At 62.6% G+C, this 13,549-nt stretch carries 10 protein-coding genes; 1 reads left to right on the top strand and 9 read right to left on the bottom strand.

Going from position 1 to position 13,549, the window contains the following annotated elements; translation table 11 throughout:
• Window positions 1-14: 14 nt before the first annotated feature.
• From MMG94_RS09665 to MMG94_RS09625, 9 genes are all read right to left on the bottom strand, one after another.
• Window positions 15-1,466 carry a hydrogenase 4 subunit F gene (locus MMG94_RS09665; RefSeq protein ID WP_016917821.1) on the bottom strand — a complete coding sequence of 484 codons (1,452 nt, stop codon included), beginning with the start codon at window positions 1,464-1,466 and terminating at the stop codon, window positions 15-17.
• Entirely contained in the window at window positions 1,463-2,125 is a 663-nt protein-coding gene (locus MMG94_RS09660) for a hydrogenase-4 component E (RefSeq protein WP_016917822.1), read from the bottom strand. The genes MMG94_RS09665 and MMG94_RS09660 overlap by 4 nt, the downstream gene beginning before the upstream one ends.
• Window positions 2,125-3,078, bottom strand: a complete 954-nt coding sequence (locus MMG94_RS09655; protein ID WP_016917823.1) for a respiratory chain complex I subunit 1 family protein — start codon at window positions 3,076-3,078, stop codon at window positions 2,125-2,127. The genes MMG94_RS09660 and MMG94_RS09655 overlap by 1 nt, the downstream gene beginning before the upstream one ends.
• Complete coding sequence (gene hyfB / locus MMG94_RS09650; RefSeq protein ID WP_016917824.1) at window positions 3,075-5,072, bottom strand: hydrogenase 4 subunit B; 1,998 nt, start codon at window positions 5,070-5,072, stop codon at window positions 3,075-3,077. The genes MMG94_RS09655 and hyfB overlap by 4 nt, the downstream gene beginning before the upstream one ends.
• A gap of 34 nt (window positions 5,073-5,106) precedes the next feature.
• Entirely contained in the window at window positions 5,107-6,756 is a 1,650-nt protein-coding gene (locus MMG94_RS09645) for a SulP family inorganic anion transporter (protein ID WP_016917825.1), read from the bottom strand.
• Between the two features lie 623 nt (window positions 6,757-7,379).
• Complete coding sequence (locus MMG94_RS09640) at window positions 7,380-8,411, bottom strand: sulfate ABC transporter substrate-binding protein (RefSeq protein WP_016917827.1); 1,032 nt, start codon at window positions 8,409-8,411, stop codon at window positions 7,380-7,382.
• A 35-nt stretch (window positions 8,412-8,446) separates the two neighbouring features.
• Entirely contained in the window at window positions 8,447-8,899 is a 453-nt protein-coding gene (locus tag MMG94_RS09635) for an RrF2 family transcriptional regulator (RefSeq protein ID WP_026015942.1), read from the bottom strand.
• 89 nt (window positions 8,900-8,988) lie between these two features.
• A complete protein-coding gene (locus tag MMG94_RS09630) occupies window positions 8,989-11,226 on the bottom strand; it encodes a family 2A encapsulin nanocompartment cargo protein cysteine desulfurase (protein ID WP_016917829.1) in 2,238 nt (745 codons plus the stop codon).
• A 71-nt stretch (window positions 11,227-11,297) separates the two neighbouring features.
• Entirely contained in the window at window positions 11,298-12,245 is a 948-nt protein-coding gene (locus tag MMG94_RS09625) for a family 2A encapsulin nanocompartment shell protein (RefSeq protein ID WP_026015943.1), read from the bottom strand.
• Window positions 12,246-12,589: 344 nt separating this feature from the next.
• Between MMG94_RS09625 and epsC the strand changes: the two genes are divergently transcribed.
• Window positions 12,590-13,534: a serine O-acetyltransferase EpsC gene (epsC, locus tag MMG94_RS09620; RefSeq protein ID WP_016917831.1), complete on the top strand. Its 945-nt coding sequence runs from the start codon at window positions 12,590-12,592 to the stop codon at window positions 13,532-13,534.
• Window positions 13,535-13,549: the final 15 nt, after the last annotated feature.

Below are 13,549 nucleotides of genomic sequence, written 5' to 3'. Positions count from 1 at the left end.
CATTTCCTTTGCGCCTACCCTAGCAATCGCGCGACGTTCTGAAACCAGGTCACGACATAGGAGGGCAGATAGAGCCCCGCGAGAAGCACGAGCGCGAGATGGGCGACGAGCGGGAGCGCGGACGCCTCGACCTCGCTCGACGCGCTCTCCGACGGTTCGCCGAACGCCATGCCGATGAGCCGCATGAGCAAGGCGCCGAACGCCACGAGGAGGCCGATCGCCAATGGCGCCGCGAGCCAGGGCTGGCGCGCAAAGGCGGAGCTGACGACGAGAAACTCGCTCATGAAGATGCCGAGCGGGGGCATGCCGCAAATCGCCATCACGCCGACGACGAGGCTCCATCCGAGCAGGGGATGGCTTTGCGTCAAACCGCGTATGTCGGCGATCTTCTGCGTTCCCTTCGCCTGGGCGATATGGCCGACGGCGAAAAAGATCGCGGATTTGGTGAGGCTGTGCATCGCCATGTGCAGCAGTCCCGCAAAATTGGCGAGCGGTCCGCCGACGCCGAAGGCGAAGGCGATGACGCCCATATGCTCGATTGAAGAATAGGCGAAAAGCCTTTTGATGTCGTCGCGCCGATAGAGCATGAAGGCGGCGAAGATGACCGAGGCGAGGCCGAGCGCGATGAGCATCGGGCCCGGCGTGATCGCCGCCGCATTGGCGGTGAGAAGCATTTTGAAGCGCAGCACGGCATAGAGCGCCACGTTGAGCAGCAGGCCCGACAGCACGGCGGAGATCGGCGTCGGACCTTCGGCATGCGCGTCGGGCAGCCAGGCGTGCATGGGGGCGAGACCGACCTTTGTGCCGTAGCCGAGCATGAGGAAGACGAAAGCGACATTGAGCAGCCGCGGGCTGAATTGCGACGCCTGCTGCATGAGCGACGACCAGACCATGGCGTTATAGCCTTCGCCCAGGATCGGCTCCGCCGCCATATAGACGAGGATCGTGCCGAAGAGCGCGAGCGCGATGCCGACGCTGCCCAGAATGAAGTATTTCCACGCCGCCTCGATGGAGTCTCGCGTGCGGTAGATGCCGACCATGAGGACCGTGGTGAGCGTCGCCACCTCGACCGACACCCACATCAGGCCGATATTGCTGGCCAGCAGCGCGAGATTCATCGCCAGCATCAGCGTCTGATACATTGCGTGGTAAAAGCGCAAATTGCCGAGCGTCAGCTTGCCGATCTCGATCTCGTGCCGAATGTAATTCGCGCTGAATCCGGCTGTGGTGAAGCCGACGAAGGTCGAGAGCACGACGAAGACGATATTGAGATCGTCGACGAAGAGAAAGCTGCCCGTCTCCGGCTCCTTGAAGATGAGCAGAAGCGCGAAGAGGAAGGTGACGCCGGAGGCGGCGAAATTGATCTGCGAGGCGCGCTTGTAGTCGGTCTGGAAGGCGAGGATCGCGGCGGCGGCGGCGGGAATCGCAATCAGCGCATTGGACGCCATGAAGAGTTCGGAATTCATTGGCGTTCTCCGCGCACGCGATCGAGTTCGAATAGGTCGACGGTGTCGAAGCGCTCGCGGATGCGGAACAGGAAGATTCCGATCACGATGAAGGCGACGAGAACCGAAAGCGCCACGCTGATTTCGACGACGAGCGGCATGCCGTTGGCGCCTGCGGCGGCGAGGATGAGGCCGTTCTCCAGCGACATGAAGCCGATGATCTGACTGACCGCGTTGCGCCGCGTCACCATCATGAGGAGACCCAGCAGCACGATGGCGAGCGCAAAGGCGAGATCCTCCCGCGCGAGCGGATCCGCGGCTGCGGTCGCCGGGAGCATCACGACGAGCGAGAGTCCCATCAGGAACATGCCGACGAACATCGTCAGCCCGATGCCGCCGACGACCTCGACCGTGCGATGGATGCGCAGCCTCTTGACGATGGCGTGCAGGCTGAACGGAATGATCGCCGCCTTGAAAATCAAGGCGATCGCCGCCGTCAGATAAAGATGCGGCGCGTTTTGCACATAGGCCTGCCAGGCGACGGACAGCGTCAGGACGACCGCGTGGAGCGCGAAGGTGTTGATGAGGCCGGAGAGACGATCCTGATAGAGCAGCATGAAGCTGACGAGCACCAGGCCGCCCGCGAGGACCTGGGCGATGTCGAGAGACAGATGCTGCATCAAAGGCTCCTCGTGACGAAAACGAGCAAGGTGCCGAGCAGGCCGAGCATCAGCGCGGCGCCCAGAAAATCAGGCACGCGGAAGACGCGCATCTTCGCGGTCGACGTCTCGAACAACGCCAGCAGGAAGCCCGCGACGAAGAGCTTCACGACATAGAAGACGACGCCGTATCCCATCGCCTCCAGACTCGCATCGTGCCGCGCGAGGCCGAAGGGGAAGAAGACGCATGCGATGAGCGAGACATAGAGCAGCAACTTCATCGCCGCGGCGAGTTCGATCACCGCGAGATGGCGCCCTGAATATTCGAGGATCATGGCCTCGTGCACCATGGTCAGCTCGAGATGCGTCGCGGGATTGTCGACCGGAATGCGGCCGTTCTCGGCGATGGCGACGATGATCAGGCCGATCAGGGCGAAAAGCACCGAAACGCGCAGTTCGAAATCCGACGCCATATAGGCGGCGACTTCCGAAAGCTGAGTGGAGCCGGCGATGAGCGAAACGATGAAGGCGATCATGATCGTCGCAGGCTCCGCGAGCGAGCCGAACATGGTTTCGCGGCTCGATCCGATGCCACCGAAGCTCGTGCCGACATCCATGCCGGCGAGAGCCAGGAAGAAACGGCCGGCGCCGAGCAGCGCGGCGAGGGCGATAAGATCGGCCGTCCAGCTGAACATGAGGCCCGTGGCGAAGGTCGGCACGAGAGCGGCGGCGACCCATGTCGTTGCAAAGATGACGTAAGGCGCGGCGCGATAGAGCCAGGAGGCGTCCTCAGCGAGCACGACCTCCTTCTTCAGGAGACGCAGCAAGTCGTACCAAGGCTGCAACAGGGGCGGTCCGCGCCGCCGCAGGAGCCGGGCCTTCACCTTGCGCGTGAAGCCGATCAGAAGCGGCGACAGCGCCAGAACCAGGGCCATTTGGGCCCCTTGCGCGAAGAGATCAAAGAGAAAGGTCATAGCGCCACGATGATGAGCAGGAAGACGAGAGCGGCGAATACGAGCGCGAGATATTCCTGGATCGACAGATAGTTCACGACATTCAGCCGGCCCGCGCAGTACCAGACAGCCTTGTTGAGCGGGTCGTAGATGAACTGGATGAAGCGGTCGCCGATCTCGACGGCGAAATGCGCTGGCCGGGTCTCGCCCGGAAGCGGCATATCCAGCTTTTCGTGAACAGAAAAGGCGATCGCTCCCAATGCCCGCCGCACCGGCTGAGCGAAGCTGCTCGCGGTATATTGCGTCGCCGGATTTGGATCGACATAGCCGCAATCCCAAGGCGGGGCGCGTCTCACCGGGCGCGGCCACAAGGTCTTGATCGTCTGCATCGCGGCGAGCGACGAGAAGGTGATGAAGCCGAAAACGAGCAGGCCATTATAGGAGCTGCGGCTTTCGGCGATCGGCGCGATGGAGAGCCAGGCGATGTCCGCCTGAGACGGCATGCGGCCGCCGACATAATCCATCGCCGCCGGCGAAATCGTATCGATCATGAAGCTGGGCAGAACGCCGGCGAGAAGACAGAGGAAGAGCATGCCCGACATGGCGCCGAGCGACCATTTGTCGGTTTCTCTCGCCTGTTGCGCCGCTGGCGAGCGCGGCCGTCCGAGAAAGACGACGCCGAAAGCGCGCACATAGGCGCCGGCGCCCAAAGCAGCGCTCAAGGCGAGCGCCACGCCGACCGCCGGGGTCAGCAATTTGAGAACCCATTGCGGCAGAGACGGGCTGAGCAGAATCGCCTGGAAGACGAGCCATTCCGACACGAAGCCGTTCAGGGGCGGAAGCGCCGAAATCGCGACGCAGGCGCCGAGGAAGACGAAAGCGGTTTGCGGCATGGCGCGGATGAGTCCGCCGAGCTTCTCGATATTCTTCTCGCCCGTGGCGCCGAGAACGGCGCCCGCGCCGAAAAAAAGCGCGCTCTTGAACAGCGAGTGGTTGAAGACGTGAAAAAGCGCCGCCGTGAAGGCGAGCGCGGCGGGAAGCGCCTGGCCGTTCGCCTTGAAGGCGAGGGCAAGGCCGAGCGCGATGAAAATAATCCCGATATTCTCGATCGTGCTGTAGGCGAGCAGCTTCTTCAAGTCGCTCTGGACCGTCGCGAACAGCACGCCCACCAAGGCGCTCGCCGCGCCGAAGACGAGCGGATGCAGACCCCACCAAAAGGCCGGAGCGCCCAGAAGATCGAAGGCGAAACGGATAAAGCCGTAGATGGCGACTTTCGTCATCACGCCGCTCATCAGCGCCGAAACATGGCTCGGCGCGGCCGGATGCGCGAGCGGCAGCCAGATATGGAGCGGGACGAGGCCGGCTTTGGAGCCGGCGCCGAGAATGACGAACGCCAGCACGAGGCCGGATTTCCACGCATCCTTCGGCGTCTCGCGGATCGACGCGAAATCATAGGCGCCCGTCGCGCCGCCGAGAATGCCGAAGGCCATGAGCAGGCAGAGCGTGCCGAAACTCGCCATCAGCAGGTAAATATACGCCGCCGCACGGTTTTCTCTCCGGTCGTGTTGGGAGATCACCAGCGCCCAGGAGGTGAGCGACATGAATTCCCACGCTACGAGGAAGGCGAAGGCGTCATCCGCCAGCACGACCGCATTCATCCCGGCGATGAAGGCCGGAAAGAAAGGCAGCACGCGCATGGGACTTTTCTCATGCGCGCCGTAGCCGATCGCATAAACGCTCGCGGCGGCGCCCCCGAGATTGACGACCGCGAGAAAGAAGGCGCTGAGCGGGTCGAGCCTGAAATGCATGCCGAGCCACGGAAGACCCAGCGGCAGAACGGTCGAGAGCGCATGCGCCCCCCTCGGCACGACCGCCGAGAGGAAAATCGCGGCGCAGAGCCCGCCCGTCGCGCCATAGACGAGACGCGCGACATCCTCTCGATCGCGCCAATAGATCGAGGCTGCGCCGACGATCAGAAGAGCGCCGACGCAAAGAAGTGCGAAATCAAGGGGCATTCATGATCCTTGGCGGTGAGGCGTAAGCTTGACGTCACGCGTATCGTTTGCGCGGGGCGAGCGGGTGGCTCGACGTCGCTATGAGATTATCGAGGCCCCGGATTTCGGCCCGGCCGCCCTTGCCCCGGTAATCCTCGCAAAAATGGTGAAGGTTTTCCATCACCGTGTGATCCACGGATGACGTTTCGGACAAATCGAAGATGACGGTCTTTCCGTCCGGGATCGAGGCGAGATCGCTCTTCAACGCCAGATAATTGCCGAAAAACGCCGCGCCTTTGACCTGGACATGGAAGACGCCGGGTTCGGTTTCTTCGATCGAGCGGCTCAGCTTCACCACGTCCCCCCAGTCGATGCTGCGCCAGAAGTGGAAGAGCAGCTCCGCCACGACGCCGATCGCAACGCCGATGAGGAGGTCCGTCGCCAGAACGCCCATGATCGTGATCACGAAGACGCTGAGCTGATCCCAGCCGATCGACAGCGTCTTCTTGAATTCGCGCGGCGATGCGAGGCGATATCCGGTGAAGACGAGCAGCGCCGCGAGCGATGCGAGCGGAATCTCGTGAATGAGCTTGGGAAAGAGCGCGACGAAAACGAGCAGGAAGAGGCCATGGAAGAAATTGGCCCATCCTGTCTTTGCGCCATTATTGACGTTGGCCGAACTGCGGACGATCTCGGCGATCATCGGCAGGCCGCCAATGAGTCCGCAAAGCGCATTGCCGACGCCGACCGCCGCGATGTCGCGATTGAGATCGGAGACGCGCTTATAGGGATCGAGCTTGTCGACGGCGGCGGCGCTCAGCAGGCTTTCGAGGCTGCCGACAAGCGCGATGGCGAAAACCTGCTGCCAGAAGACGGGCTCCAATGCGCGCGAGAAATTCGGAAAGGCGAAGCCGGCAAGAAAATTCTGCGGCAGCGTCACCAGAAATTTCGGGCCGATCGTGAATTCGTGATGCGGCAGGAATACGGCTCCGGGGAGGAAGAGATATTTGTGTTCGTCCTCGAGGTCGAAATATTTGCCCAGCGCCATGCCGATCAGCACGACGAGCAGCGGCGCGGGGATCATTTTGAGCGTTGGACTTTTGACGAGCGTCCACAGCGCCAGAATGCCCAAGCCCAGAAAGCCGATGATGGCGACTTCCGGATTGAGGTCGCGCAGACTCGCCGGGATGGCGCCGATCGTCTGGAACAGGGTCTGTGCGTCCGGCTTCACGCCGAGCATCACATGGATCTGCTTCGACATGATGATGATGCCGATCGCCGCCAGCATGCCGTGCACCGCGGAGGACGGGAAGAAGGCGCTCATCTTTCCCGCCTTCATGATTCCCATCAGAATTTGAATGAGCCCCGCGAAAAAGATGGCGGCCAGCGTATAGCGATAGCCGGCCATTGCGTCGCCCGCTCCGAGCTCCTGGACGGAATCGAGGATCACGACGATCAGGCCGGCCGCTGGCCCCATGATGGTGACGAAGGAGCCGTTGAACCTCGAGACAAGCAATCCGCCGACGATCGCGGAGATGATGCCGGCCTGCGGAGGAAAGCCCGACGCCATGGCGATGCCGAGGCAGAGCGGCAGGGCGATCAGGAAGACGAGAAAGCCCGAGATGACGTCCGCGCGCCAATTTTGAGCGAGGCCTGCAAAGCCTGTTTTGGGCGAGGAGTCGAAAGCGGTCACGGAGATCGTCATGGTTGCGGCACCTATGATAGGGCGTAGAACGCGGCGAAGACTTGACTCCCCCGCTCTCTCGACGCCGGGGCGGCCCGGCTTCAGATCGCATCCCGCAATGTTGATCGACTATGCGATTAGAATGCGTTCCAGGGTGGTTCCGCGCGCGTCATCCAACGCGAGCGAAAAAGCGCGCTCATCGCCGCAGATTCGGCGTGTGGAGAATCGGAAGCGAGGGTTGCGCCGATCCATAACCAAGCTTGAGCTTCATTCGAGATCCTCGAATAACTTTGCGCATAGACAATGTTATTAAGCGACTGTTTCCCTAGTTTTTCGCACTGCAAAAAAACATTTCTGTAATATTTCCGTCTTGGACGTATCCGCAAAAGGCGCCGCCCTCGCTGCTTGTGACATCGCCGCGCCGGGGGCGCATGGACGGAGTTGGGAGCGACGGTTTCGTCTCAGGCGACCGATTTCTCAGCCTATGGGCGAGGTGAGCCGCTCACGTCAGGGCGACGCCGGCGCCAAAGCGTCCTTCGAGGACGGGCGCGTCGAAACAATTCTCGCCTTATACAAAATCCGCCGGTGGAACATCCTGTCCGGAACGGCCGGAAACGCGTGACGCGGCCGGATACGACAGGCCTCTACCGCTTCTGAATCTCGTCGAATATCCCACCGTCGGAGAAGAATTTCCTTTGCGCCGCGGGCCAGCCGCCGAAAGTTTTGTCGATCGAAACAAGATCGATCTTTGGAAAGCGCTTCAAATCGTCTTTTGCGGCATATTCCGGAAAAGCGGGTCGATAGCCGTATTTGGCGACGAGCGCTTGCGTCTCCGGTTTGAAAAGATAAGCGAGAAACGCCTCGGCGACCGCCCGCGTGCCCTTGGCGTCGACATTGCCGTCGACAAGCGCCACCGCCGGCTCCGCCAGAATCGAAATCGACGGCGTGACGATTTCGAATTTGTCGGCGCCGAACTCCTGTAGGGCGAGGAAGGCTTCATTTTCCCATGTAATCAGGACGTCGCCAATGCCGCGCTGAGCGAAGGTCACGGTCGAGCCGCGCGCGCCTGCGTCCAGCACTGGCGCATTCGCATAGATCTTCTTCACGAAATCCTGCGTCTGCGCTTCGTCGCCCTTGAAGGCTTTCAGGCCATAGGCCCAGGCGGCGAGAAAATTCCAGCGTGCGCCGCCGCCGGTTCTGGGATTCGGCGTCACGACCTGGACGTCGGGTTTCGCGAGATCGCCCCAGTCCCGGATCGCCATGGGATTGCCCTTGCGCACGAGAAGAACGATCGTCGACGTGTAGGGGGCGGAATTGTTCGGCAGGCGTTTTTGCCAGCCGGCCGGAATTTTTCCGGTCTTGGCCGCGATCGCGTCGATGTCGTTGGCGAGCGCCAGAGTGACCACGTCGGCCGACAGGCCGTCGATCACCGATCGCGCTTGCGCGCCGGAGCCGCCATGCGACGTCTGCAAATCGATATCTTCGCCTGACTTTTTCTTCCAGTCGCCGGCGAATGATTTGTTGACGGCCTTATAAAGCTCGCGGGTCGGATCGTAGGAAACATTGAGCAGCGATTGCGCCGCGACCGCCGGCGAGACCGCGAGCGCGAGCGCGGCGATTCCGATGATATGGCGAGAAAGTCGGTTCAGTGCGAACGGCGTGCGGACGTCGAGCATCTTCCAATGCCTTTCCAGGATCGGTTTGTCTTTGGCTAAATGTCGAAGAAGAGCGCTTCGGCCGTCTCGCGCCGCACGCGATCACGCATTTCTCCGAGAGAACAGTTGTCGAGAACGTCCGACAGGGCTTGCTGCGCCTGCTGCATGATGCGGCGGACCGCGCAGGTGTTTTCGTCGAAGCAGTCGTCGCAGCGGCGATAGCGCGTCTTGCTGGCGCAATGCACGGGGGCAAGCGGACCGTCTATCGCCCGGACCAATTCGCCGACCGTGATGTCGGTCGCGGGGCGCGCAAGGCTATAGCCCCCGCCCTTGCCCATTTTGGAGTGCACAAATCCCGAGTTGCGCAGTTCGCAGAGGATGGCGTCGAGAAATTTTTTCGGGATGCACTGCTTCTCCGAAATCTCCATAACGGGGACTGGGCGGCCTGGCGGCGCTTCCGCCAGATGCACCATGGCCTTCAGCCCATATTTCCCCTTTTTTGTCAGCACTTGGACGGCTTCCTTGAAAAGCGAAGGTCCAAGATGTTAACGCGGCGCGCCTAAATAGTCAATTCGATCTATAGACTATAGAGACATTATTATAGTCCCGCGCGGCCGGCTTGAAGTTTCAACAGCGCGGCGACGAGAGCGTCGACGTCGGCGCATGTGTTGTAAAAGGCGAGCGAGGGGCGCACCGTCGCCTCGAGGCCGAAGCGACGCAGGATTGGCTGCGCGCAATGATGGCCGGCGCGGACAGCGATCCCCTCGCGGTCGAGCGCCTTGCCCACATCCATCGGGCTGTGGCCGTCGAGCAGGAAGGACAGCACAGAGGCCTTCTCCGCCGCCGTGCCGACAAAGGTCAGGCCGGGAACCATCTTCATCTTCTCGGTGGCGTAGACGAGAAGGTCGTGCTCGTAGCGGGCGATGACCTCCATGCCGATGCTTTCGACATAGTCGATCGCGGCGCCGAGGCCCACGGCGTCGGCGATATTGCCGGTGCCGGCTTCGAAGCGCTCGGGCGGTCCCTGATAGATGGTCTTCTCGAATGTGACGTCGGCGATCATATTGCCGCCGCCTTGCCAGGGGGCCATGTGCTCAAGCACCGAGTTCTTGCCGTAGACGACGCCGATGCCGGTGGGGCCGAAGACCTTGTGCCCCGAAAAAATGAAGAAGTCGCAGTCGATCGACTGCACGTCGACCGGCATGTGCGAAACGGATTGCGCGCCGTCGATCAGGACGCAGGCGCCGTGGCGATGGGCCATCGCCGTGATCTCACGCACCGGCGTCACCGTGCCGAGCGCGTTGGAAACCTGGGTCATCGCGACGATGCGCGTCCTGGGGTTCAGGAGCTTCTCATATTCTTCGAGAATGAGCTGCCCGCGATCGTCCACCGGCGCGACGCGCAGACGCGCCCCTTTCTCGGCGCAGAGCATCTGCCAGGGCACGATATTGGCGTGGTGCTCGAGATGCGAGACGACGATCTCGTCGCCGGCCTGAACGTTGCGGCGTCCCCAGGCTTGCGCGACGAGATTGATCCCTTCCGTCGCGCCGCGAACGAAGATGACGTCCTTGACGCTCGGCGCCTTCAGGAAACGGCGGACTTTTTCGCGCGCCGCCTCATATGCGTCGGTCGAACGCGCGGCGAGCGCGTGCGCGGCGCGGTGAATGTTGGAGTTCTCATATTCGTAGAAATGAGCAAGCCGGTCGATCACCGATTGCGGCTTCTGCGTCGTCGCGGCGTTGTCGAGCCAGATGAGCGGCTTGCCATGGACATGCTGCTGCAGGATCGGGAAGTCGCGCTTGACGCGATAGGGATCGAAAACCTGCCGCGTCTCGGCAGATTGCGCGGCCAGCTCCGGCGCATAGCCGGGCGATGCGGGCTCCGGAGCTTGCGGCGCGGCGGCGCCTGGATGGCCGCCCCCATGGCTGACGAAATAGAGCGCGTCGCTTGCCGCGGGCCCGGCCTGGCCTGGCGTCGGAACGCTGTCGAAACCGCTGGAAAATTGCTCGCCGCCGACAGGCGGGGTCGCGAGAGACGCCGCATCCGATAGGCGGTGCGGGTCGGCGTCCGAGGGACTGGGGATGACGAAGCCTTCGATCGGGGAGGGCGCTGCGGCCTCCGCCAAAGCGGGCGCCGTGGGCGCCGCGACGGGCGTGTCGGCGCGCCCCAGTTCTGGTTGCGGCGCGACGGCCGGCATATGGGGCGAAGAATAGGGGAGCGTCGTCGGAGCCGTCGGCAATGTCGCCGGGAGGGTTCGATCTTGCAGGAAGTAGAGATTGTCGGACGGCGCCTGAATCCCCGGCGCGCTCGCGTCGTCGAAATCCGAAACGTGATGAGGCGGCACAAGCGCCATATCGGTGGAAAGCAGGCGAGGGATCAGGCTGTAGTCGACATCCGACGAGGCGCCCGCGGGACCGGCGCTTCCGGGCGACGCGCCCGGCTGCGGAATATGATCCAGGCCGAGGGGGCGCGTCGGGGATTGCAGGCCCGTCGGCGCGGCGGGCGCGGGAATGTTCGGGGTCGGAATGACCGACGGAATGGTGGTCTGCGGAACGTCCGGCGGTCCATATGGACTGCGCGCAGGCGCGTACGGGGCGACCGTGTTGACGACGGAGGGCGCGGGCGCGTCGGGAAGGCTCGGCGTCAGCACTGGCGGACCGAAAGGCGACGCGGAGGACGTCGGCTGCACGGGCGGCTGCTGGAAAAATGCGTTTGCGAGGCGGGCGATCGCGTCGGGATCGATGCTCGGCGGCGCATGGCGGCCGGCGTCCTGCGCGGGGACGTGATCGAGCGGGAGATCGGCGGAAGCGGGAATGGCGGGCTTTGCAGACGACATGAAAGCGGCTTCCTCGGAATCATTCGCGTTATCGCCGGCGGCTCTCCGCCGCCGGCGTTTTTCTTACCGGATCAGACGCGCTTGTCGTCGTATTCGTGGAATTTGCTCACATCGACGTCCTCAAGCACGCCGAGCGCGTCATGCGTGAGCACGGCGGCCGAGCAATAGAGCGAGATGAGATAGGACGCGATGGCCTTGCGGTTGATGCCCATGAAGCGCACCGACAGGCTCGGCGCGACCTCGCCGGGAACGCCTGGCTGGAAGAGGCCGATGACGCCCTGCTTCTTCTCGCCCGTGCGCAGCAGGAGGATGTTCGTCTTCCCGTTCTCGTCGATATAGAGCTTGTCGCTCGGCACGAGCGGCAGTCCGCGCCAGGTGATGAAAGGCGAGCCGAAAAGCGTGACGGTTGGCGGCGGCACGCCGCGGCGCGTGCATTCGCGACCGAAGGCCGCAATGGCGCGCGGATGCGCGAGGAAGAAAGCGGGCTCCTTCCAGACCTTGGAGATCAGCTCGTCGAGATCGTCGGGCGTCGGCGAACCCTTGCGGGTCTTGATCTTCATCGACGGATGCGCATTGGCGAGGAAGCCATATTCCGCATTGTTGATGAGCTCGGCCTCCTGCTTCTCCTTCACCTTCTCGGTGAGGAGGCGGACCTGCTCCTGGATCTGGTCGTAGGGGTGATTGTAGAGATCCGAAACGCGCGTCTGGACGTCGAGGATCGTCGTCACCGCATTCATCGAATATTCGCGCGGCGCGTCTTCGTAATCGACGAAGGTCTCCGGCAGATCGGCGTCGCGGTCGCGCGCCGGGCTGCACTGCACGTCGGCGTCGCTCAGCGCCGTCGCTTCTTTCACGCGGTTCAGGCGATAGATGCCGGCTTCGACCGGCACCCAGGGCAGGAAGGAGACGAGCCAGCGCGGCGTGATGCCCGACCATTGCGGACGCGTCTTCGTGGCGTTTGCGAGCTGACGGGCCGCCGCTTCGCTCAATGTTCGCCGGACTTCTGGTTCTGTGGTCATGCAATCTTCCTAGGAAAGTCGACGGAACAGCGCCCGCCGCGAGCGGACGACGGGACCGCGTTCGAATACGCGACGCCGCCAACGAGTTGCTTTCGACAAAGTGGGTCTTTACACAGATACGCTTCACGTTCAAGTGAGCTATACAGTGTTTTTTCACATTAATACATCAATAGTTCAGTAGAATACGATACGTCTGCAAAGTCTAGTAAGATTGTCGACCTTCCTGCTGGTCGGCGACGGCGAGGGGCAAAGCCAGATTTTGAGGCTTCCCTATTGCTTATTTAGTCTATAAGCTTTATCGAAATAAGTAAGCGCCGCGGCGCTTCTCTTTTTGCAGGCGTGACATGATCATGGACCAAATTGACGTGGTCGGGCCGAGCCCCGCGGCGGTCGACATCGCGGGCATCGTTTCGCAGCTCGCCGCTTTGCGCAAGGCGTCGCAAACGAGCCGCTATGGCGACGGGGTCATTCCGGACCTTCCCTCGCGGGCCGCCATCGTCGATCTCGTGGAGGCGCTGGTCTGCGTGCTCTATCCGCGTCATTTCGGGCCCTATGGACTGACGCAGCAGGCCACGGACATCTTCATCGCGCGCACGCTCGATCGAGGCTTGCGCACGCTGCGCGAACAGATTGGCCGCGAGCTCGAGCTTTTCTCGCGCGACGGCGAGAGGGGCGGCGTCGCTCGCCAGGCCGACGAGATCGTCAACGCTTTCGCGCAGGCCGTTCCGCAAGTCCGCGCTCTGCTCGATACGGACATCCGGGCGGCTTATGCAGGCGATCCCGCGGCCAAGAGTCTCGACGAAGTCGTCTTCTGCTATCCCGGCGTCGCCGCGATCATACGGCATCGTCTGGCGCATCGCCTCTATCTTCTCGGCGCGACCATGATTGCGCGCATCATCGCCGAGATCGCCCATGCCGAAACGGGCATCGACATTCACCCCGGCGCCACGATCGACGAAGCTTTTTTCATCGATCACGGCACCGGAGTCGTCATTGGCGAAACGACGGTCATCGGGAAGCGCGTGCGCCTCTATCAGGCGGTGACGCTCGGGGCCAAACGTTTCGACGTCGACGACAGCGGCGCGCTGGAGAAGGGCAAGGCGCGCCATCCGATCATCGAGGACGACGTCGTGATCTATGCCGGGGCCACCGTGCTAGGCCGCATCACCATCGGCCGCGGCTCGTCCATTGGCGGCAATGTGTGGCTCACCCACAGCGTGCCGGCGGGCAGCAACATCACACAGGCCAAAGCGCGGGTTGAGGTCTTCGACAATGGCGCCGGCATCTAGACTCGACCGAGAGAG

The organism is Methylocystis parvus OBBP (assembly GCF_027571405.1).
Taxonomy (GTDB): domain Bacteria; phylum Pseudomonadota; class Alphaproteobacteria; order Rhizobiales; family Beijerinckiaceae; genus Methylocystis; species Methylocystis parva.
This window is presented reverse-complemented; position numbering and strand designations above follow the sequence as displayed.